Raw genomic sequence first — 20188 nt, forward strand, 5'->3', positions numbered from 1 at the left:
CTCGTTTCGGGCTGCTCACCGCACCCGCAGCGTGAATTCCGCCTCGGCGAGCGGAGAACGCCCGTCGTCGCGAGCGGCGCGGCGGGCGTGATCGCGCGAGACGCGCATCGCACGTGCCTGCATGCGGGTGTCGACGGCGCGAGCGAGAGCACGGGAGAGGGCGAGGAGCGCCCGGTCCCCCGTGGTGAGCGCGAGAGTGGGCATCGGCGTGGTGAGGGTGGTCATGATCAGGCTCCTTCTGCGGGCAGGGGGAAGACGTCGGCGCGCATCGTGACCACGCGGAGGTCATCTCCGGTTTGGTCGCGATAGTGCTCGACGGTCTCTGAGATGACCGCTTGGAGGCGGTCTGCGAGGTCTGCCATCTGCGCGACGGTCAGTCGCGCACTGGCAGTCGAGATGAGGCTCTTGTCCAGCCACTGCTCGTCTTCGTCCCACCCGTGGGTGACGAACGTCATCAGCTGCTGCTGACGGAGGGTGAGGGTCTCGGAGTGCACGGCCTCCATGACGGCCCGCCCCGCCGGAGTCGTCGCCATCTGAGGGTTCACCAGTGTCACCGATCCGGCAGGGCGCTCCCACCATCGCTCGCGAGCGGTGCCGCGCCCCGGCATTTCACGGATCAGGTCCTGCCGCGCGAGCGCGCGAAGGTGGTAGCTGGTCGATCCCGTCGATTCGCCGGTCAATGCGGCCAGTCCGCTGGCGGTCTGTGGACCGTATTGACTGAGGAGGTCGTACAGACGCACGCGCAGCGGGTGAGCGAGAGCGCGCAGTGCCCCGGCATCGAGAACGCGTCCCTCGGGGCGGTCATTCGTCGTCATGAATACAAAGATACCTTTGCAACCGTCTCTATGCAAAGGCTTCTTTGCTTACCGCTTGGGATCGCGTGACTACGCTGGACGGATGACGGATGCCGTGACCAATCCCCTCCTCGCACCGCCCGCTCTCCCCTACGACCTGCCCCCGTACGGACGCATCCGGCCCGAGCACTACCTGCCCGCCTTCCACGAGGCGTTCGCCGCCCACCGCGCCGAGGTCGACGCCATCACCGCGCAGGCCGATGAACCCACGTTCGAGAACACCCTCGTGGCCCTCGAACGCAGCGGCGCGCTTCTCGATCGTGTGGCGCGGGCGTTCTACACCGTCACGTCCGCAGACGGCATCGCCGAGATCCAGGCGATCGAGGAAGAACTGGCCCCTCTCATGGCCGCACACAGCGACGCGATCCAGCTGGACGCCGCCCTGTTCGCGCGCATCGCGGAGGTGCACGCCCGCCTCGACCAGCTCGATCTCGATGCCGAGAGCCGCTATCTCGTGGAGCGCCACCACCGCGAGATGTCGCTGGCCGGCGCGGGGCTCGACGACACGCAGAAAGCGCGGCTGACCGACCTCAACCAGCGCCTCTCCGTCCTCACGACCACGTTCGAGAAGAATCTGCTCGCCGACAGTAACGATCTCGCCGTCGTCTTCGACCGCGCAGCCGATCTCGACGGCCTCAGCGCGGGCGAGCTGTCGGCCGCAGCCCAGGCGGCGACCAGTCGCGGCCTCGACGGGCGCTACGTCGTCACGCTGACCCTCTACACGGGTCACCCCTACCTCGCGTCACTGACGAACCGTGAAAGCCGGAGGCGTCTGCTCGAGGCTTCCCGCTCGCGCGCCGCGCGCGGCAACGCTCACGACAATCGCGATGTTCTTCGCGAGATCGTGCGCGTGCGCGCGGAGCGCGCCGCTCTGCTCGGATACCCCTCGCACGCGGCCGCGGTCCTTGCGGATCAGACGGCCGGGTCTCCGGACGCCGCCCGCGATCTGTTGCGCCGACTGGCTGTGCCTGCCGCCGTCAACGCACGTAGCGAGCAGGACGCCCTCCAGAAGACCGCCGATGCGGACGGCATCCGGATCGAGGCCCACGACTGGGCGTTCTACACCGAGAAGGTGCGCGCCGAGCGCTACGACCTCGATCGGGCGGCGTTGCGCCCCTGGTTCGAGGCGGAGCGCGTCCTGCGCGACGGGGTCTTCTTCGCCGCCGAGCAGCTGTACGGCGTCACGATCGCCGAGCGCCACGACCTGCAGGGCTATCACCCCGAGGTGCGCGTGTTCGAGGTGCACAACGCCGACGGCGGCGAGCTGGGGCTGTTCCTTCTCGACCTTTACACCCGCGACAGTAAACGGGGCGGCGCGTGGATGAACTCGATCGTGGCGCAGTCGACGCTGCGCGGCACCGCCCCCGTGGTCGTCAACAACCTCAACGTCAACAAGCCGGCTCCGGGCACACCGACCCTCCTGACCTTGGATGAGGTCACGACGCTCTTCCACGAGTTCGGTCATGCGCTGCATGGGCTGTTCGCCACGGTGACGTATCCGCACTTCGCCGGCACCGCGGTCTACCGCGACTTCGTCGAGTTCCCGAGTCAGGTGAATGAGATGTGGATCCTGTGGCCCGAGATCCTCACGAACTACGCCCGTCACATCGACACCGGCGAAGCACTCCCGTCCGATGTCGTCGAGCGCCTGCACGCCTCGGAAGCGTTCAATCAGGGCTTCGCCACGAGCGAGTACCTGGCGGCATCATGGATCGATCAGGCCTGGCACGGGCTCGCGGTCGACGAGGCCTCGGCCGACATCGACGTCGCCTCCTTCGAGGCTGCTGCGCTGGCCGACATCGGCCTGGACAACCCTGTCGTGCCGACGCGCTACGCCTCTACCTACTTCGCGCACGTCTTCTCGGGCGGATACAGCGCCGGGTACTACTCCTACATCTGGAGCGAGGTGCTCGACGCCGACACCGTGGAGTGGTTCCGCGAGAACGGCGGCCTCACCCGCGCGAACGGTGAGCGCTTCCGCCACAGGCTGTTGGGCGTCGGCGGCGCCGGCGACCCGCTCGCTGCCTACCGCGACTTCCGTGGACGGGATGCCGACATCCAGCCGCTCCTCGAGCGACGCGGCCTGACGGACTGATACCGGGCGCGGGGGTGGCTATCGCCCCCGCACCCGACCAGCACCTGGTGTGGTCGGTGCGTGCTCGTCTGCGTACGAGCGACTCAGGCGCTGCGGCGCTTCTGCGCCAGCACGATCGTCGGCTGTGCCCCGTCCTCGACGGACGCACGAGTGATGACGACCTTGGCGATGTCGTCGGCCGAGGGCACGTCGAACATGATCGGTCCGAGCACGTCCTCGAGGATGGCGCGAAGCCCGCGGGCGCCCGTCTTGCGCAGCACGGCCAGGTCGGCGATGGCACGCAGCGCGTCCTCGTCGAATTCGAGCTGCACCCCGTCGAGCTCGAACATGCGCTGGTACTGCTTGACCAAGGCATTCCGAGGCGCCGTGAGGATCTCCATCAGCGCGTCCTGGTCCAGCGGAGACACGGATGCCACGACGGGCAGACGACCGATGAACTCGGGGATCAGACCGAACTTGTGGAGATCTTCCGGCAACGCCTCGCTGAAGAGGTCGGGTGCGTCCTCCTTGCGGTGCAGCGGGGCGCCGAAGCCGACGCCGTGCTTGCCGACGCGCGCGGAGATGATCTCTTCGAGGCCGGCGAAGGCACCGGCGACGATGAACAACACGTTCGTCGTGTCGATCTGGATGAACTCCTGGTGCGGGTGCTTGCGGCCGCCCTGCGGCGGGACCGACGCGACGGTCCCCTCGAGGATCTTCAGCAGAGCCTGCTGGACGCCTTCACCGGAGACGTCGCGCGTGATCGAAGGGTTCTCCGCCTTGCGGGCGATCTTGTCGACCTCGTCGATGTAGATGATTCCGGTCTCGGCGCGCTTCACGTCGAAGTCGGCGGCCTGCAGGAGTTTCAGCAGGATGTTCTCGACGTCTTCGCCGACGTAGCCGGCCTCGGTCAGGGCCGTGGCATCCGCCACCGCGAAGGGCACGTTGAGACGCTTCGCGAGCGTCTGCGCGAGATACGTCTTGCCACAGCCCGTGGGGCCGAGCAGCAGGATGTTGCTCTTGGCGATGTCGATCTCTTCGGCACGGGCTTCGGCGGGCTGCAGGGTGCCGAGGGCACGGATGCGCTTGTAGTGGTTGTAGACGGCGACGGAGAGGGCGCGCTTGGCGGCATCTTGACCGACGACGTACTCCTCGAGGAAGGAGAAGATCTCGCGCGGCTTGGGAAGGTCGAACTCGGCGACCTCGCCGGCCGAGGACTCGGCCATGCGCTCTTCGATGATCTCGTTGCACAGCTCGACGCACTCGTCGCAGATGTACACGCCGGGACCGGCGATCAGCTGCTGCACCTGCTTCTGGCTCTTGCCGCAGAAGGAACACTTGAACAAGTCGGCGCTCTCACCGATGCGTGCCATGCCGGTTCCTCCCGTCACCCGGCCCCCGCCGGTGTGTAGTCGAGCCTAACCCGAGCCCGCGACATTGGAGGGCATTGGAGCCACGTACCGCAATACCGGTTGCGACGTGGGCGCTCGTGACGCACGGGAGCCCGTCGGTTCCGCGACGATCCTCCGCGACGCGCCCCGCGCACGCACGAGTGCCCCGCCGGCTGGGCCGACGGGGCACTCGTGAGGGGACGACTCAGGCCGTGAGCGCGGCCGGCACGCGCTTGCGCGTGGTCAGCACCTGGTCGACGATTCCGTACTCCATCGCCTCGTGGGCGGAGAGGATCTTGTCGCGGTCGATGTCCTTGTTGATCTTCGCCACGTCCTGACCGGTGTGGTGGGCCATCGTCGCCTCGAGCCAGGTGCGCATGCGGAGGATCTCCTGCGCCTGGATCTCGATGTCGGACGCCTGCCCGTGGCCCGCCTCGCCCATGGCGGGCTGGTGGATCAGGATGCGGGCGTTCGGCAGGGCGAGACGCTTGCCGGGGGCGCCGGCGGCGAGCAGCACGGAGGCCGCGGACGCGGCCTGTCCGAGAACCACGGTCTGGATCTGCGGCGAGACGTACTGCATCGTGTCGTAGATCGCCGTCATGGCCGTGAACGAGCCGCCCGGCGAGTTGATGTACATGATGATGTCGCGGTCGGGGTCCTGCGACTCGAGCACGAGCAGCTGGGCCATGACGTCGTCGGCCGAGGCGTCGTCGACCTGTACGCCGAGGAAGATCACGCGGTCTTCGAACAGCTTGTTGTACGGGTCCTGACGCTTGTAGCCATAGGCCGTGCGCTCCTCGAACTGAGGAAGGACGTAGCGGCTCGAGGGCATGTGCGCCGCGGCGCCGCCGAAGGTGGGGATGTTCATGTGGGTGTCCTTTTCCTCTCGCCTCAGACGGCCGCGGTTCCGCCGCCGCCGGTGACGTCGGTCGCGTGCTCGCGCATGTGGTCGACGAAGCCGTACTCGAGGGCCTCCTGCGCCGTGAACCAACGGTCGCGGTCGCCGTCTTCGTTGATCTGCTCAACGCTTTTGCCCGTCTGCGCCGCGGTGATCTCGGCGAGACGACGCTTCATGTCGAGGATGAGCTGCGCCTGGGTCTGGATGTCGCTCGACGTTCCGCCGAAGCCACCGTGCGGCTGGTGCAGCAGGACGCGGGCGTTGGGCGTGATGTAACGCTTGCCCTTGGTGCCGCTGGTCAGCAGCAACTGGCCCATCGAGGCCGCCATGCCGATGCCGACGGTGACGATGTCGTTCGGCACGAACTGCATGGTGTCGTAAATCGCCATGCCGGCCGTGATCGAGCCGCCAGGCGAGTTGATGTAGAGGTAGATGTCCTTCTGCGGGTCTTCTGCCGCGAGCAGCAGGATCTTGGCGCAGATCTCGTTGGCGTTATCGTCGCGCACCTCGGAACCGAGCCAGATGATGCGGTCCTTCAGCAGCCTGTCGAAGACGCTCGTTGCCATAAGGGGTTCGGGCATGTGTGCTCCTCTTCCGGTGATCTTCCACGAATCTACCGGCGCGTTCCGGGGCGGGATGCCGTGTTCGCCGCGGGCGGATCAGAGCGGTTCTTCGGCGATTTCTCGCGCGTATCCGGTCACGGACCGGGTATAGCGCGGCAGATGGGGGGCGAGCGCCTGGAGAGCGATGGATGCCGCCCGCTCGGGCTCTCCGCTCGACACCAGCGCGAGCGCGTAGAAGGCGGCGGCGGCGTCGTGCAGGTCTCCGTGCGGCTCGCGCTCGTACTCCGCGCGCAACAGCGCGAGAGCCTCTGCGGTGTTACCGAGGTTGCGGATGGTGCTCGCGAGCTGAATGGTGGCCCGGGTGCGGCGCTCGTCGTCGAGACCGATCTCGAGCGCCCGGCGGTACAGCTGCTCCGCCTCCCGCTCACGCCCGGCCGAATCGCGGGCCCCCGCCCGCTCGAACAGCGCCACCGCGTCATCGTGGGGACGCTCCGTGGCGAGCTCGTCGATGCGGGTGGTCACGGCAGTGGGGTCGAGCGTTTCGTCGGCCCACACCGCATCCACGCGCCTCTGCCAGTCAGTCATGACGTCTCTCCGCTCTCCTGGCGTCGTACTTCCCTGTCGATCGTCCACAACACGCCGCATCCCCAACGCCCGCGCCGCGTGTCCTGAACACTCAACAGCATCCAGGCCACCCCCGCTCACTCGCACGCCCGTGCCCCGAATCCCCCTGTTGAGTGTCCAAGAGTCGCCGTTCCGGTGGCCCGCACGCGGCGTGTGTTGGACATTCAACAGGGGGCAGGGACGGCGAAGGGGGCGGATGCCATGGCATCCGCCCCCTTCGTCACGACTTACTCGCTGTCGTCGGCCTTCTCAGCGGCCTTCTTCTTGGCGGGCGCGCGCTTCTTGGCGGGGGCCTTCTTGGGGGCCTCCTCGGCGGGCGCCTCTTCTGCCTCGACGACGGCGTCGGCGTCGGCCGCGGCGTCCGCGATCTCCTGCGCCTCTTCGACGACCTCGTCCTCGCCGTCGGTGGGCTCTTCGCCCTCGACCGCGACGAAACCGGTCAGGTCGACGGGCTTGCCGTCGGTGTCGACGACGGTGACCTTGCCCAGCGCGATGGCCAGGGCCTTGTTGCGCGCGACCTCGCCGACGAGCGCGGGCAGCTGGTTGCCCTGCTGCAGCGCGTTGACGAAGTCCTGCGGCGCCATGTTGTACTGCGCAGCCGACTGGATGAGGTACTGGGTCAGCTCGTCCTGCGACACCTGGACGTTGGCGTCCTCGGCGATCTTGTCGAGGACCATCTGCGTGCGGAACTGCTTCTCGCTCGCCTCGGTCACCTCGGCACGGTGCTCGTCGTCCTCGAGGCGGTTCTCACCCTCGAGGTGGTTGTGCACCTCGTCTTCGATGAGCGCGGGCGGCACGGGGATGTCGACGGCCTCGAGGAGGGCTTCGATGAACTTGTCGCGTGCGGCGGCGCCCTGCGTGAACACCGACTGCTGCGAGACACGCTCGGTGAGCGACTCGCGCAGCTCGGCGATCGTGTCGAACTCGGATGCCATCTGGGCGAAGTCGTCGTCAGCCTCGGGAAGCTCGCGCTCCTTGACGGCCTTGATGGTGACGGCCACCTCGGCCTCTTCACCGGCGTGGTCGCCGCCGACGAGCTTCGAGCGGAACGTGGTGTCTTCGTCGGCGGTCAGCGACTCGATGGCCTCATCGATGCCCTCGAGCAGCTCGCCGGAGCCGATCTCGTACGACACGCCCTCGGCGCGGTCGATCTCGGCGCCGTCGATGGTGGCGACGAGGTCGAGCTCGACGAAGTCGCCGGTCGTGGCGGGGCGGTCGACGGTGACGAGCGTGCCGAAGCGGGCGCGCAGCTTGTCGAGCTCGGCGTCGATGCCGGCCTCGTCGACCTCGGCGGCGTCGACGGTCACGGTGATGGTGTCGTACGCGGGCAGATCGAACTCGGGGCGCACGTCGACCTCGACGTCGACGATCAGGTCGCCCGAGAAGTCTTTGAGCTCGGGCAGTTCGATGATCTCGGCGTTGGGGCGACCGATCACGCGCAGGTCGTTCGCCTCGACGGCCGCGCGGTAGAACCCGTCGAGCCCTTCGTTGACGGCGTGCTCGATGACGGCGCCGCGGCCCATGCGCTGGTCGATGATGGGCGCGGGCACCTTGCCCTTGCGGAAGCCGGGGATCTGGACGTCCTTGGCGATGTGCTCGTAGGCGTGCGCGATGCTCGGCTTGAGCTCGTCGGGCGAGACCGTGATGTGGAGCTTGACCCGGGTGGGGCTGAGCTTCTCGACGGTGCTGTTGACCATGCGGTTCGTTCTCCTCGTGTGGCCCGCGCGCACGCGGGGGCCGGCTAGGCCTGTGGTCTGTGGGGCCGTGACGTCGGGGCGACAGGATTTGAACCTGCGGCCTCCCGCTCCCAAAGCGGGCGCTCTACCAAGCTGAGCTACGCCCCGGGGCGGCGCGCGGCACGCGCCGACGAAACGACCGCTGAAAGTCTAGTCGATCGGCCTGAGCGCACAGGTCCCGCCATACAGGAACCGGCGAAGACGCCCACGGGTCGCGTTCGCACCACCCGCGCGGGTGTCGTAGAGTGGTCGAGTTCGAGTTCGTCGTCCTGCTCAGGATGCCGAAATTCGGGGCTGTAGCTTAGTGGTAAAGCCTCTGTCTTCCAAACAGATGATGCGAGTTCGATTCTCGTCAGCCCCTCCACCACCCTCTTCGTCAGCGAGTCAGTTATGTCTGGCAGCAGGATCTCTCCTGCGCCCTGCGTTGTCCCGTTGTAGTCGATCTCGGATTGCGTACTCGTCTAGCGCCTCTGTGATGCCGACGCTCGCACCCGAGAGCGTGCAGCCCGGCGTCAACGGGAGAGCGCGACGCTCGCGAGTCCGAAGCACCCCCCGGCAACCACCGTGACGCCCGTCCAGACGAGAGCGGCTCGCCATCTCGCGGAAGTCGCGCACCAGAGCGCCGTCATAGAGAGCGCCGCGATCAGCACCCACCAGGTCGCCTGAGTCCACCACCGCGCGATCGACGACACATCGCCCGCGCCGGCCATGGTGTACCCGTAGGTGATCACCAAGGTGGTGAAGCCCACAACGACTACCGACGCCCACGCCGCAACGACAAACGCGCCCCACGGTCGCCACTGGTCGGTAAGCGGCCCCTCCTCGATCGCCCGCCGCACGTCCTTCGGGAGATCGAGCTCGATCGGCATCACGCTGAGCCTGCGTGCGGCCTTCTCGTCCGCGCCCAGGCGCCGCAGCATCTCGGAGTAGGCACGAAGCTCTTGGTGTTGCGCGCCCTCGTCGAGGGCGATGGCGAAACGACCGGCCTGATCTGGATGCCCGAGTTGACGGTAGGCCCGCACCACTTCTGCACGAGTGACCGCGTCTGCGGGGTCGTCACGCAGTCGCGCTTTTGGTGCACCCAGCGCCTCACGACGTGCCGACCGGTCGTCGGCTGACCAGTTCTCAGGCACTCGTAGCGGGGACATGAATTCATTATGTTCGTGCGCTGATCGCCACCCGCGAAGCATGCATGACGTGCGCCCTGCCCTCGGTTGAACTCACTGGCCCCGAGACGTGGCTACAGCTCGCAGCGATGGCCCGTCTTGCCTAAGACACCGCGCGGAACGACTCCGGCAAGATGACGTTCTCCCCGGCACCCGCGAAGAAGCCCGCGACCTGCTGCGGGCGGTATCCGGCGATCCCGCATCCCACCTCGGTCACCAGAAACCGCAACTCGGGACGATTTGCGGCGAAGGCGACGAACCGTGTCGCCTGCTCCTCGAACACCGCGAGACCCGACATCGTGTCGATCCCGTACGACTGCCCCTGCAGACCCTCGCTCTGTCCCCAGACGGCGCCGAAGCGGTCGAGAGCGAAGCGCGCCGCTCCCCCGCCGTGCGCCCCCGATGCATTCGAGCCGAAGACGAAGATCTCCGCCGGCTGGAGCGATGTGATGTGCATGGCGCGAGCCTACGGACCGACCCGCATCCCGCAAGGGGCTTCAGTCGCCGAGTAGAGGCGGTTCGCCCGCGGGGATCGCGGAACGGTGCCGCTCCGTGTGCGCCAGATAGGTCTGCGCGTTCCGGAGGATCTTCTCGCGCTCCTCCTCAGTGAGGGCTCGCCGCACCTTGGCCGGAACCCCTGCCACGAGCGATCCGGCCGGTACCACCGTTCCCTCGAGCACGACCGCTCCCCCGGCCACGAGGCATCCGGGTCCGATCTCGGCGCCCGAGAGCACGACGCTTCCCATGCCGATGAGCGATCCGTCGCCGATGGTGCATCCGTGCACGACGGCGTTGTGCCCCACCGACACGTCGGCACCGATACGCACGGGGCGGCCGGCGTCGACGTGCACCGAGACATTGTCCTGCAGGTTGCTGCGCGCCCCGATCACGATCGATGCGCTGTCGGCTCGAAGGACGGCGTTGTACCAGACGCTCGCGCCCTCGGCGAGGTGCACCTCGCCCACGATCCGCGCACCGGATGCCACGAACGCGGTGGCATCGATGGCGGGTGCGGCGTCGGGGAGGGCGAGCACGGTGGCATCCGGGGCGATCGTCATGCGCCCGACACTACCCATCGCCGCCTCCACCTCCGCAGACGCCGTCGGAGAGTAGGTGAGGATTGCCTATTCACCAGGGATTTAGCCGAGCCTCAACTTGCTTGCGGAATGCTCCGGAGTGAGTAGCGTTCTATCCATCGAGACTTCGAACGTCGCCTAAGGAGCAAAAATGAGCACCGTTCAGACCCCCACCGCCACCACCGTCGACCCCACGATGGGGTCCGGTACCGCCCAGTTCCTCTCCCCCGTCGTGATCGGACTCGAGGCGCTCGTCGTCAACGGCAAGCAGGCTCACTGGCACGTGCGCGGTGCGAACTTCATCGGGGTGCACGAGCTGCTCGACACCGTCGTCGCCCACGCGCAGGACTGGGCCGACCTGGCCGCCGAGCGCATCGTGGCTCTGGGTCTGCCGATCGACGCGCGTCTGTCGACCGTCGCCGCCAAGGCCAAGGCCACCGAGGTGCCGGCCGGCTTCGCGCAGTCCGACGTCGTCATCCGCGCCGTCATCGCTGACATCGACGCCGTGCTCGTCGACCTGGAGGCCGCGATCGAGGGACTCGACGAGGTCGACATGTCGAGCCAGGACGTCGCCATCGAGATCAAGCGCGGCCTCGACAAGGACCGCTGGTTCCTCTTCGCGCACCTCGCCGCGTAAGACGTTTTTCCCGAGGGGGCGGTGCTTCGTCGCCGCCCCCTTCGTCGTCCCCCCTGACGATCTGGCGAGGCGTCATGAAGTGGCGCCGAGTGGATGCTCTGGCGACACTTCTCGACCCCTCACGCGCGGGGCTCAGCCGACGTGCGTCACACGACCCGCGATCAGCGTCGTGCGCACCGGCATCGCGCGCAGGCTCCGCTCGTCGGCCGCGAGCGGATCTGCCCCGACGATGACGAGATCCGCCAGTGCACCGGGCGAGACTTCTGCCGGCGCCGTCGATCCCCCGACGGTGGATGCCGCGATCGCCGTGCCGATGTCGACCCGCTGGTGCGGCTGCCAGGCGTCACGCCCGTCGCGCGTGCGGAACACCGCTGACGCCATGGCCGCCCAGGGATCGAGCGGCGCCACCGGGGCGTCGGAGCCGAATCGCACGTTCGCCCCACTGTCGACCAGGGCCCGCAGAGGGTACGGCTGCGAAAGCTGCTCCGCCCAGATGGCATCCGTCATGTCGCGATCGTCCAGCGCGTGTTCGGGCTGAACGCTCGCCGTCACTCCCAGTCGCGCGAAGCGCGGGATGTCGGCGTGGGCGACGAGCTGCGCGTGCTCGATGGTGCCGACGGCGCCGCTGAGCGCGTAGGCGTCGAGGGCGTGACTGTTGGCGACGTCGCCGATCGCGTGTATCGCGCATTCGAGGCCGGCCGCCGTCGCCCGCGTCATGATCTCGACGAGCTCGTCGGGCGCCACGGTCAGCATGCCGTGGTTGTCGACATCGCCCGGGTAGTGGTGCGCGCACGCGGCGGTGCGTGTCCCGAGCGATCCGTCGGTGATGGCCTTCAGCGGTCCGACACGGATCAGGTCGTCGACCGCGCCGCGCACGAGGTCTCCCGTGCGAAGGCCCTCGGCGATCGCCCGGTCGAGGTGCTGCGGGTACGTGCCGTACGACACGCGCACCGTGTCGAAACCGCGGGCCGCGCGACGCTGCCACGGGCCGTCGTTCCAGGTCATGTCGAGATCCACCAGGCCCACGATCCCGCGGGCGGCGGCTGCCCGCGCCATGCGCTCCACAGCCCTGTCGGCGACCTCGGGGTCGACCGCGTTGAGGCGACGCGAGATCTCGAAAGCGTCCTCCTCGCACAGCATCCCGGATGCCACGGGCTCGAAGCCCTCGCGTCGGAAGGCCGCGGAATTCAGCCAGACACTGTGCACGTCGGCGTTGACGAGATACGTCGGGACGATGCCGGTGGTGGCATCCAGTAGCTCCAGGCTGGGCGCGTCGGACCAGAGGCCGTCGCGGAATCCGGCACCGACCCGGCATCCATCGCTCACCGCCGCCGCACCCATGACGGCAGCGGCCTCGCGCGCGGACGAGACCCCGGCGAGCGGTACGCGATCCGCGACCAACGCCCACTGGAGCGCGTGGACGTGGTGGTCCCAGAGCCCGGGAAGCAACCAGCCGCCCTCGCCGTCGATGACGAGACCTGTCGGACGCAGATTGCCGGTGGGCGCGATGTCGGCGATGCGACCGCCCTCGATGACGACGTCGACGGGCTCATCGGTGGGGAGGAATTGCCGGCCGGGTCCCGCGACCCGCACCGCGCGAAGGAAACCCGCACTCTCGCCGATCATGGACGCACCCGCGCGTCGGCCCGACGCATCTCGGCGGCGAGCTCGGGGGTCTGCGCGGCGACGCCCGCGTTTACCGTCTCGACCACCTCGCCGGTAGTGTTCTGGCTGGTGTTCTGACGCACCGGTTCAGCCTAGAACGCCGGTGCCGATCGCATCGACAGGCTCACGCCTGGCAGCTCGGGCACCAGTACAGCTTGCGTCCCGCCGCTTCCTCCATCAGCACGGTGGTGCCGCACACACGGCAGGGCAGGCCCGCACGGTGGTACACCCAGTGCCGGTCGTCGCGGTGGGCCATGGCGCGGCGGTACGCCGCGGGGTCGAGGTCGTCCATGGTCATCATCTGACCGGTCTCGACGCCGATGGGCAGCAACCGTGCCCAATCGCGCCAGATGCCGCGCACGACGTCTTCGGGCACGTCGCGGCCCGGAGTGTGCGGATTCTGTCGCGCACGGAAGAGCAGCTCGGCGCGGTAGACGTTGCCGATCCCGCTCACCACCGCCTGATCCATCAGCAGCAGCCCGATCGCCGTCGGCTTCTTCTTCACCGTGGCGGTGAAGCGCTCCTCCCCCTCGGCGACGTCGTCGACGAGAGGGTCGGGGCCGAGCTTGGCGATGACCGCGGCGATCTCGTCGGGCGTCTGCAGGGCACATGCCGTCGGACCCCGCAGATCCGCGCAGGTCGACTCGGTGAGAAGGCGGAGGCGCACCGCGCCCACGACCGGCGGCGGCCATTCCGTCTGCTCGTCGAGCCCGGTGGTCTGCTCGGACATGCGCACGCGGGCACGTCGTGGTGCGCCTATCGAGCTGAGGGAGTTCTCGCCGGCGGCATCCAGGATGGCGTCGTCGATCACCGTGCCGCGCTGATTCGTCTGCCCCATGCGTCCGTTCGACGACGCGATGGTCGCGTCGACGGACACGTCGCCCGAGAAGTCCCAGGCGCCGTACATCCCCAGGTGCACGCGCAGCCAGACGTCCCTGTCGAAGCGCAGGAACATCTGCTTGGCGACGGCCTGCACCTCGAGCGCCTCGCGCCCGTCGATGACCTCGGCGCCCTCGACGAAACGGCCCTGGGGACTGGAGGCCGCAACCGTGCGGCCCACGATGTTGCGCGCGAACTGCCGGGCGATGCGGTGGACGGAATGCCCTTCGGGCATCAGCCTGCCTCGGGGTCGAACGAGTCGCTGGCGTCGGTCATGGTGTTCTCGGCCGCCCCCGCGCGGGGATCGGGGAGGAGCACCCCGTCTTGCTCGAACGCGGCGAGCTGCCCGATCCGGCGGGCGTGTCGCTCGTCGCCGGAGAACGGGGTCGCGATGAAGCGATCGATGAACGAACTCGCCTCGTCGAAGGAGTGCTGGCGCGCTCCGATCGAGATGACGTTGGCGTCGTTGTGCTCGCGGGCGAGCTCGGCCGTGGAGATGTTCCACACGAGCGCGGCGCGCACGCCGAGCACCTTGTTGGCGGCGATCTGCTCGCCGTTGCCCGAACCGCCGAACACCACCCCGAGGGCGTCGACGCCCTGCGCCTGGTCGCGTACGACCGCTTGGGCTGCTCGGATGCAGAAGGCGGGGTAGTCGTCGAGCGGGTCGTACTCGATGGGCCCGTGGTCGATCACCTCGTGTCCCTGCGAGGCGAGGTGGTGCTGGATCTGGGTGGAGAACTCGAGACCGGCGTGATCGGTGCCGATGTGGATGCGCATGAGGGAATCCTATTGAGGATCACCGACATCGCGGGGCGGATACGCCGACGCCGCCCGCCCCCTTCGGGGGAACGGGCGGCGTCGATGCACCTCAGGGTCGAAGACCGGCGGCCACCGGCTTGAAGCCCGCGCGGATGTTCTCGCAGCATCCGGGTCGGCACACGTCGTACCAGGGTCCGAGGTCGGTGAGGTGCGGGCGTTCGGCCTTCGGCGTGCCCTTGAGCCGCTCCTCGACCAGATCGATGAGCCCCGAGACGTAGGCGGGGTCGATGCCGGGGGTCGGGGTGCGCACCGCCTTGATGCCGGCCTCCTCCGCTGCCTCCATGGCTTCGGTGTCGAGGTCCCAGAGCACCTCCATGTGGTCGCTGACGAAACCGAGGGGCACGATCACCACGGCCTCCGCGCCACGGCCGGGGAGCTCGGCGATGACGTCGTTGACGTCGGGTTCGAGCCAGGGCTGCGTGGGCGGGCCGGAGCGCGACTGGTAGACCAGCTCCCACTCGACGTCGGCGACCGCGGCGGCGACCTCGGCCATCACGAACGCCGCGACGGCCTTGTGCTGGGCGGCGTACGCACCGCCCTCGCCGAAGTCGACGTCGCGGGGGCCGGAGCGCTCGGCGTCGGCCGACGGGATGGAGTGGGTGGAGAAGAGCACACGGATCTTCTCGGGAGCGATGCCCTCCGCGACGTACGCCGATACGGCATCCGTCACTCCGCGCACGAACGTCGTCACGAAACCGGGGTGGTCGAAGAACTGACGCACCTTGTCAATGGTCACCGTCTCGCCGAGCCCCGTCGCCTCGAGCACGCGCGCGTAGTCTTCGCGGTACTGACGGCAGCTCGAGAACGAGCTGTACGCGCTCGTCGCGATCGCCAGCAGGGTGGTGTCACCGGCCTCCGCCGCCTCGGTCACGGCCTCCTCGAGGTAGGGCTCCCAGTTGCGGTTTCCCCAGTAGACCGGCAGACCGAGTCCGCGGGCGGCGATCTCGGCCTCGAGCGCGGCCTTCAGCTCGCGGTTGTGCTGGTTGATGGGGCTCACGCCGCCGAAGTGCCGGTAATGGTGAGCGACCTCTTCGAGGCGCTCGTCGGGGATGCCGCGTCCGCGCGTGACGTTGCGCAGGAACGGGATGACGTCGTCTTGGCCCTCCGGCCCGCCGAACCCGGCGAGGAGGATGCCGTCGTAGGCCACGGGCGTTTCGACCCACTTGGGTCCCGAGGACGCGGCGGGAGAGGCGTAGAGGACGGTTTCGGGGCTGCTGTCCGTGTCGGTCGTGCTCACGCAGACATCCTCCCACTTGCGTGCACAGCCCGGACGGGGGGTATCTCGACACTAGGCTTATGTGGTTGTCGTCGTCGCCGACGGCGTCCGTCGCCACCCGTGCCGACGCGTCTGCGACGATCCGCCCTGATCCCCGGGAGAACGCCAGTGCCAGGAGAGAACCTCACCCGCATCGAAGCGCAGGAACGCCGCGCGATCGTCGACACCCGCGAGTACCGCGTGGAACTCGACCTCACCCGGGGTGACGAGGTCTTCTCCTCGCGCACGGTGGTCACCTTCGGCGCCACCGAGGGCGCGTCGACCTTCATCGACCTGATCGCCCGCACGGTGCACGCCGTCACGCTCAACGGCCGCCCCCTCGACCCGGCCCACGTCTTCGCCGACTCACGCATCGCGCTCGACGGCCTCGAGGCCGAGAACGAGCTCGTCGTCGAGGCCGACTGTGAGTACACCAACACCGGTGAGGGCCTGCACCGCTTCGTCGACCCGGTCGACGGCGAGGTCTACCTTTACTCGCAGTTCGAGGTGCCCGACTCGCGCCGTATGTACACGGTGTTCGAGCAGCCCGACCTGAAAGCCGCGTTCACCTTCTCGGTCACCGCCCCCGCGCGCTGGAAGATCGTCTCCAACTCCCCCACACCCGAGCCGGTGGCCGTCTCCGACGAGACCGCCCGCTGGGACTTCCCCGCCACCCCGCGCATCTCGTCGTACATCACCGCGCTCGTCGCGGGTCCGTACGAGGCCACCTACTCGGAGCTCACGAGCGCCGACGGCCGCGTCATCCCCCTCGGCGTCTTCGCCCGCAAGAGCCTGTGGCAGTACCTCGACGCCGACTACGTGTTCGAGAAGACCCGTCAGGGCTTCGCGTACTTCGAGGAGAAGTTCGGCTTCCCCTACCCCTTCGCAAAGTACGACCAGCTCTTCGTGCCGGAGTTCAACGCCGGCGCCATGGAGAACGCGGGCGCCGTGACCTTCACCGAGACCTACGTCTTCCGCAGCAAGGTGACCGATGCCGTCAAGGAGCGCCGCGTCGTCACGATCCTGCACGAGCTGGCGCACATGTGGTTCGGCGACCTCGTCACCATGAAGTGGTGGAACGACCTCTGGCTGAACGAGTCGTTCGCCGAGTGGGCATCCACCATCGCCACCGCCGAGGCCACCGAGTGGCACGCCGCCTGGACGACCTTCAACGCGATGGAGAAGACCTGGGCCTACCGCCAGGACCAGCTTCCCTCGACCCACCCCGTCGTCGCCGAGATCAACGACCTCGAAGACGTGCAGGTGAACTTCGACGGCATCACCTACGCCAAGGGCGGTTCGGTGCTCAAGCAGCTGGCCGCGTGGGTCGGCATCGAGCAGTTCTTCGCCGGCGTCGCCGCGTACTTCCAGAAGCACCAGTGGTCGAACACCGAGGTGGGCGATCTGCTCACCGAGCTCGAAGCCACCAGCGGCCGCGACCTCGGCGACTGGGCGAAGAAGTGGCTCGAGACCGCGGGCGTGAACACCCTGACCCCGCTGATCGAAGAGGGATCCGACGGCACCATCTCGCGCTTCGCGATCGTGCAGACGGCGCCGAGCGACTACCCCACGATCCGCCCGCACCGCCTCGGCATCGGCTTCTACTCGCTGACCGACACCGGCGCCCTCGAGCGCGTGCATCGAGTCGAGCTCGACGTCGACGGCGACCGCACCGAGGTCGCAGAACTGCGCGGCATCCGTCGTCCCGACCTCGTGCTCCTCAACGACGACGACCTCGCTTACGCGAAGATCCGTCTCGACGAGCGCTCGTTGGCGACCGCGATCGCGCACCTCGGACGCATCACCGACCCCCTCGCCCGCTCGCTCGTCTGGGGCGCCGCGTGGGACCAGACCCGGGATGCCGAGGTCTCGGCGACCAACTACCTCGACCTCGTGCTGCGCAACATCGGCTCCGAGACCGAGTCGACCACCGTGCGCACGACGCTGGCCCAGCTGCAGCTCGCCGCCAACGCCTACGTCGCCCCCGCCACCCGCGACCAGGCGCGTCAGCGCGTCGCCGACGCGCTGTGGGAGCTCGCGCAGTCCGCCGAAGCCGGCAGCGACAGCCAGCTGCAGTTCGTCACGGCCTTCGCCTCCGCGGCTTCCACCCCGGCCCACGCCGAGACGGTGAAGGCCCTCCGCGACGGCTCGATCACCCTCGCGGGCCTCGAGATCGACACCGACCTGTCGTGGCAGCTGCTGATCTCGTTGGCCGCGGCGGGTGCGGCGACCGACGCCGACATCGAGACCGCACGCGCTGCCGACAACACCGCGAAGGGCGGCGAGTTCGCGGCGACCGCGCTGGCGGCCCTTCCCTCGCGCGAGGCGAAGCAGAGGGCATGGAGCTCGCTGATCGATTCGGCCGACGCGCCGAACACGATCGTGCGCGCCACCGCCGCCGGCTTCACGCACCCCGCCACCGTCGACGCACTGGCCGACTTCGTCGAGCCTTACTTCGCGATGCTGCTGCCCGTCTGGGAGTCGCGCAGCTACCAGATCGCGCAGTACCTCATCGTGGGGCTCTACCCCGCGGCGCTGGCGAGCACGTCGCTGCGCGACGCGACGCGGCAGTGGTTGTCGCGCAACACCGACGCGGCCCCGGCGCTTCGTCGCCTGGTCGGCGAGAACCTCGCCGGTGTCGAGCGCTCGCTGTCGGTGCAGGAGCGCGACGCCCAGTAGGCGCTCCCGCCGGATCGGATGCCCCCTCCCTCTCCGGGTGGGGGCATCCGTCGTCTCGGATCATCCCCTGGTCGCGGTCAGGTCATCCCCGGGGAGGACGACCTATCGGCCACGGCTTCCTAGCGTGGAAGCATGATCGTTGCAGACAACCTCACCAAGAGATTCGGCGCCAAGACCGCGGTCGACGGCGTCTCCTTCACCGTCGCCCCCGGCCGGGTGACCGGCTTCCTCGGCCCCAACGGCGCGGGCAAGTCCACGACGATGCGCATGATCGTCGGGCTCGACCGACCCACGGCCGGTTCCGTCACCGTCGGTGGGCAGGACTACCGCAGACTGCGTTCACCCCTCACCGAGGTCGGCGTGCTGCTGGATGCCAAAGCCGTCCACACCGGACGCTCGGCGCGCGACCACCTCCGCGCCCTCGCCGCGACGCACGGCATCGGCCGCGCGCGTGTCGATGAGGTGATCGAACTCACCGGAATCGGCTCGGTCGCGGGAAAACGCGCGGGCAAGTTCTCGCTCGGGATGGGCCAGCGTCTCGGGATCGCGTCGGCGCTGCTCGGCGACCCGCACACCCTCATCCTCGATGAGCCGGTCAACGGCCTCGATCCGGAGGGGGTGCGGTGGGTGCGTCAATTCGTGCGGCACCTCGCCGCTGAAGGCCGAACCGTGTTGTTGTCGAGCCACCTGATGAGCGAGATGTCGCAGACCGCCGACCACGTCATCGTGCTCGGCCGGGGCCGTGTCCTCGCCGACGCGCCCCTCGCCGACCTCGTCGGCTCCTGGACGACCACGACTCTCCTCGTGCGCTCACCGCGGCTGTCCGACCTCGTCGCGGCCCTCCAGATCCCGGATGCCACCGTCACAGGTCTCGAGCCCGGTGCGGCGCAGATCACCGGGATTACGGCCCAGACCATCGGCGACGTCGCCGCCCGCCATGGCATCCCGCTGCACGAACTGACGCCGCGGAGCGGCTCGCTCGAAGACGCCTACCTCGCCCTGACCGACGACTCGGTCGAATACAAGACCAAGGAGATCGCATGACCGCCCTCGCCCCGGCGCCGCGGCGCGCCACGCACGCCCACCCGCACCGCCTGACCTTCGCCCACCTGCTGCGCAGCGAGACGATCAAGATCCTGACCCTGCGCTCGACCTGGTGGTCGCTCGGCCTCACCGCGGCGATGTCGCTGAGCATCTTGTTCCTGCTCGCGCTGGCCTCGAACGACAACGGCGGCATGTTCTCCCCCGTGATGATCATGGTGGCGCCCATCCAGTTCACGATGCTCGTGGCCGGCATCTTCGGCGCCATCATGATCACCGGTGAGTACTCCACCGGCATGATCCGCTCCACCCTCACCGCCGAACCCCGCCGCGGCGCCGTTGTGCTGGCGAAAGCCCTCGTCGTCTCGCTGCTGATGGCGGTCACCACGGTCCTCACCTACGTCGTGGCGGCCCTGATCACCGCTCCCCTGGTCCCCGGGGGGCTGGACTGGTCGGAGCCGACGTCGGCGCTGCTGCCGCTGCTGTCCGGTGTGGCCTCGATGGTCGCCTTCACGTTGATCGGACTCGGCTTCGGCTTCCTCATCCGAAACGGTGCCGGAGCGATCGCGGCGACGGTCGGCATCCTGTTCGTTCTGCCGATCGTGATGAGCCTGTTCGCCATGGCGGGAGAACGCTGGGGGTGGATCTACGAGTCCGTCGCCTACCTCCCCTCGAACGCGGCGACCACCTTGACCACGGGCGGTGCGACCGATCTGTCGGGAGCGGCGATCGCCCTGACCGCGTGGGCGGTCGTGCCCCTGGCGCTGGGCTGGGCGACCCTGCGCTCGCGCGACGCCTGACCCCTCCTCCCGACCCGTCCGAACCGGGGGA

20 protein-coding genes and 2 tRNA genes are annotated in these 20188 nt (G+C 68.6%); 6 read left to right on the forward strand and 16 right to left on the reverse strand.

Going from position 1 to position 20188, the window contains the following annotated elements; translation table 11 throughout:
• Positions 1 to 15: 15 nt before the first annotated feature.
• Together FHS07_RS10445 and FHS07_RS10450 are read right to left on the reverse strand one after the other, a co-directional pair.
• Positions 16 to 225: a hypothetical protein gene (locus FHS07_RS10445; RefSeq protein WP_183419845.1), complete on the reverse strand. Its 210-nt coding sequence runs from the start codon at positions 223 to 225 to the stop codon at positions 16 to 18.
• 2 nt (positions 226 to 227) lie between these two features.
• The gene (locus FHS07_RS10450) at positions 228 to 815 is read right to left on the reverse strand and encodes a winged helix-turn-helix domain-containing protein (protein WP_183419846.1); all 588 of its coding nucleotides are present in this window, start codon (positions 813 to 815) and stop codon (positions 228 to 230) included.
• Positions 816 to 897: 82 nt separating this feature from the next.
• On the opposite strand from FHS07_RS10450, the gene FHS07_RS10455 reads away from it, so the two are divergent.
• Entirely contained in the window at positions 898 to 2949 is a 2052-nt protein-coding gene (locus FHS07_RS10455; RefSeq protein ID WP_183419847.1) for a M3 family metallopeptidase, read from the forward strand.
• Between the two features lie 83 nt (positions 2950 to 3032).
• Here FHS07_RS10455 and clpX read toward each other — a convergent pair whose 3' ends face one another.
• From clpX to FHS07_RS10485, 6 genes are all read right to left on the reverse strand, one after another.
• Complete coding sequence (gene clpX / locus FHS07_RS10460; protein WP_183419848.1) at positions 3033 to 4301, reverse strand: ATP-dependent Clp protease ATP-binding subunit ClpX; 1269 nt, start codon at positions 4299 to 4301, stop codon at positions 3033 to 3035.
• A 223-nt stretch (positions 4302 to 4524) separates the two neighbouring features.
• On the reverse strand, positions 4525 to 5187 hold the full coding sequence (locus FHS07_RS10465) for an ATP-dependent Clp protease proteolytic subunit (RefSeq protein ID WP_055954300.1): 663 nt from the start codon (positions 5185 to 5187) through the stop codon (positions 4525 to 4527).
• Positions 5188 to 5210: 23 nt separating this feature from the next.
• Positions 5211 to 5798: an ATP-dependent Clp protease proteolytic subunit gene (locus FHS07_RS10470; RefSeq protein ID WP_055954298.1), complete on the reverse strand. Its 588-nt coding sequence runs from the start codon at positions 5796 to 5798 to the stop codon at positions 5211 to 5213.
• A 78-nt stretch (positions 5799 to 5876) separates the two neighbouring features.
• Entirely contained in the window at positions 5877 to 6365 is a 489-nt protein-coding gene (locus FHS07_RS10475; protein ID WP_183419849.1) for a tetratricopeptide repeat protein, read from the reverse strand.
• A 266-nt stretch (positions 6366 to 6631) separates the two neighbouring features.
• Complete coding sequence (gene tig, locus FHS07_RS10480) at positions 6632 to 8101, reverse strand: trigger factor (RefSeq protein WP_183419850.1); 1470 nt, start codon at positions 8099 to 8101, stop codon at positions 6632 to 6634.
• 73 nt (positions 8102 to 8174) lie between these two features.
• Positions 8175 to 8248, reverse strand: a tRNA-Pro gene (locus FHS07_RS10485).
• Positions 8249 to 8430: 182 nt separating this feature from the next.
• Between FHS07_RS10485 and FHS07_RS10490 the strand changes: the two genes are divergently transcribed.
• Positions 8431 to 8504 (forward strand) — tRNA-Gly (locus FHS07_RS10490).
• Between the two features lie 148 nt (positions 8505 to 8652).
• On the opposite strand, the gene FHS07_RS10495 is transcribed toward FHS07_RS10490, so the two are convergent.
• The 3 genes from FHS07_RS10495 to FHS07_RS10505 all read right to left on the reverse strand — a co-directional run bounded on the left by FHS07_RS10495 (position 8653) and on the right by FHS07_RS10505 (position 10364).
• A complete protein-coding gene (locus FHS07_RS10495; RefSeq protein ID WP_183419851.1) occupies positions 8653 to 9165 on the reverse strand; it encodes a hypothetical protein in 513 nt (170 codons plus the stop codon).
• A gap of 244 nt (positions 9166 to 9409) precedes the next feature.
• Positions 9410 to 9763 carry an A1S_2505 family phage non-structural protein gene (locus FHS07_RS10500; RefSeq protein ID WP_183419852.1) on the reverse strand — a complete coding sequence of 118 codons (354 nt, stop codon included), beginning with the start codon at positions 9761 to 9763 and terminating at the stop codon, positions 9410 to 9412.
• A gap of 40 nt (positions 9764 to 9803) precedes the next feature.
• A complete protein-coding gene (locus tag FHS07_RS10505) occupies positions 9804 to 10364 on the reverse strand; it encodes a gamma carbonic anhydrase family protein (protein WP_183419853.1) in 561 nt (186 codons plus the stop codon).
• Positions 10365 to 10533: 169 nt separating this feature from the next.
• On the opposite strand from FHS07_RS10505, the gene FHS07_RS10510 reads away from it, so the two are divergent.
• Positions 10534 to 11019, forward strand: a complete 486-nt coding sequence (locus FHS07_RS10510; protein ID WP_183419854.1) for a Dps family protein — start codon at positions 10534 to 10536, stop codon at positions 11017 to 11019.
• A gap of 132 nt (positions 11020 to 11151) precedes the next feature.
• On the opposite strand, the gene FHS07_RS10515 is transcribed toward FHS07_RS10510, so the two are convergent.
• The 5 genes from FHS07_RS10515 to FHS07_RS10530 form a co-directional block, all read right to left on the reverse strand.
• Positions 11152 to 12645, reverse strand: coding sequence for an amidohydrolase (locus FHS07_RS10515; RefSeq protein WP_183419855.1), 1494 nt, complete (start codon positions 12643 to 12645; stop codon positions 11152 to 11154).
• Positions 12642 to 12767, reverse strand: coding sequence for a hypothetical protein (locus FHS07_RS16680; protein WP_281369412.1), 126 nt, complete (start codon positions 12765 to 12767; stop codon positions 12642 to 12644). The genes FHS07_RS10515 and FHS07_RS16680 overlap by 4 nt, the downstream gene beginning before the upstream one ends.
• A gap of 41 nt (positions 12768 to 12808) precedes the next feature.
• On the reverse strand, positions 12809 to 13798 hold the full coding sequence (locus tag FHS07_RS10520) for an Fpg/Nei family DNA glycosylase (RefSeq protein WP_183419856.1): 990 nt from the start codon (positions 13796 to 13798) through the stop codon (positions 12809 to 12811).
• A complete protein-coding gene (locus FHS07_RS10525) occupies positions 13798 to 14340 on the reverse strand; it encodes a ribose-5-phosphate isomerase (RefSeq protein WP_183419857.1) in 543 nt (180 codons plus the stop codon). Before FHS07_RS10525 ends, FHS07_RS10520 begins: the two co-directional genes overlap by 1 nt.
• A gap of 91 nt (positions 14341 to 14431) precedes the next feature.
• A complete protein-coding gene (locus tag FHS07_RS10530; RefSeq protein ID WP_183419858.1) occupies positions 14432 to 15619 on the reverse strand; it encodes a ferrochelatase in 1188 nt (395 codons plus the stop codon).
• Between the two features lie 147 nt (positions 15620 to 15766).
• On the opposite strand from FHS07_RS10530, the gene pepN reads away from it, so the two are divergent.
• The 3 genes from pepN to FHS07_RS10545 all read left to right on the forward strand — a co-directional run bounded on the left by pepN (position 15767) and on the right by FHS07_RS10545 (position 20157).
• On the forward strand, positions 15767 to 18316 hold the full coding sequence (pepN, locus tag FHS07_RS10535) for an aminopeptidase N (RefSeq protein WP_183419859.1): 2550 nt from the start codon (positions 15767 to 15769) through the stop codon (positions 18314 to 18316).
• 132 nt (positions 18317 to 18448) lie between these two features.
• Complete coding sequence (locus tag FHS07_RS10540) at positions 18449 to 19360, forward strand: ABC transporter ATP-binding protein (protein WP_183419860.1); 912 nt, start codon at positions 18449 to 18451, stop codon at positions 19358 to 19360.
• Positions 19357 to 20157, forward strand: a complete 801-nt coding sequence (locus FHS07_RS10545; RefSeq protein WP_183419861.1) for an ABC transporter permease — start codon at positions 19357 to 19359, stop codon at positions 20155 to 20157. Before FHS07_RS10540 ends, FHS07_RS10545 begins: the two co-directional genes overlap by 4 nt.
• Positions 20158 to 20188 lie beyond the last annotated feature (31 nt).

Origin of the sequence: Microbacterium proteolyticum (assembly GCF_014192415.1) — a bacterium.
Lineage (GTDB): Bacteria > Actinomycetota > Actinomycetes > Actinomycetales > Microbacteriaceae > Microbacterium > Microbacterium proteolyticum.

Bases quoted from the DNA above. Each gene is read 5' to 3' on its own strand.
- FHS07_RS10510 (WP_183419854.1), top strand. From the start codon at position 10,534: ATGAGCACCGTTCAGACCCCCACCGCCACCACCGTCGACCCCACGATG.
- FHS07_RS10500 (WP_183419852.1), bottom strand. From the start codon at position 9,763: ATGCACATCACATCGCTCCAGCCGGCGGAGATCTTCGTCTTCGGCTCG.
- FHS07_RS10475 (WP_183419849.1), bottom strand. From the start codon at position 6,365: ATGACTGACTGGCAGAGGCGCGTGGATGCGGTGTGGGCCGACGAAACG.
- FHS07_RS10450 (WP_183419846.1), bottom strand. From the start codon at position 815: ATGACGACGAATGACCGCCCCGAGGGACGCGTTCTCGATGCCGGGGCA.
- FHS07_RS10455 (WP_183419847.1), top strand. From the start codon at position 898: ATGACGGATGCCGTGACCAATCCCCTCCTCGCACCGCCCGCTCTCCCC.
- clpX (WP_183419848.1), bottom strand. From the start codon at position 4,301: ATGGCACGCATCGGTGAGAGCGCCGACTTGTTCAAGTGTTCCTTCTGC.
- FHS07_RS10470 (WP_055954298.1), bottom strand. From the start codon at position 5,798: ATGCCCGAACCCCTTATGGCAACGAGCGTCTTCGACAGGCTGCTGAAG.
- FHS07_RS10445 (WP_183419845.1), bottom strand. From the start codon at position 225: ATGACCACCCTCACCACGCCGATGCCCACTCTCGCGCTCACCACGGGG.
- FHS07_RS10505 (WP_183419853.1), bottom strand. From the start codon at position 10,364: ATGACGATCGCCCCGGATGCCACCGTGCTCGCCCTCCCCGACGCCGCA.
- tig (WP_183419850.1), bottom strand. From the start codon at position 8,101: ATGGTCAACAGCACCGTCGAGAAGCTCAGCCCCACCCGGGTCAAGCTC.
- FHS07_RS10545 (WP_183419861.1), top strand. From the start codon at position 19,357: ATGACCGCCCTCGCCCCGGCGCCGCGGCGCGCCACGCACGCCCACCCG.
- FHS07_RS10515 (WP_183419855.1), bottom strand. From the start codon at position 12,645: ATGATCGGCGAGAGTGCGGGTTTCCTTCGCGCGGTGCGGGTCGCGGGA.
- FHS07_RS10525 (WP_183419857.1), bottom strand. From the start codon at position 14,340: ATGCGCATCCACATCGGCACCGATCACGCCGGTCTCGAGTTCTCCACC.
- FHS07_RS10520 (WP_183419856.1), bottom strand. From the start codon at position 13,798: ATGCCCGAAGGGCATTCCGTCCACCGCATCGCCCGGCAGTTCGCGCGC.
- FHS07_RS10540 (WP_183419860.1), top strand. From the start codon at position 18,449: ATGATCGTTGCAGACAACCTCACCAAGAGATTCGGCGCCAAGACCGCG.
- FHS07_RS10465 (WP_055954300.1), bottom strand. From the start codon at position 5,187: ATGAACATCCCCACCTTCGGCGGCGCCGCGGCGCACATGCCCTCGAGC.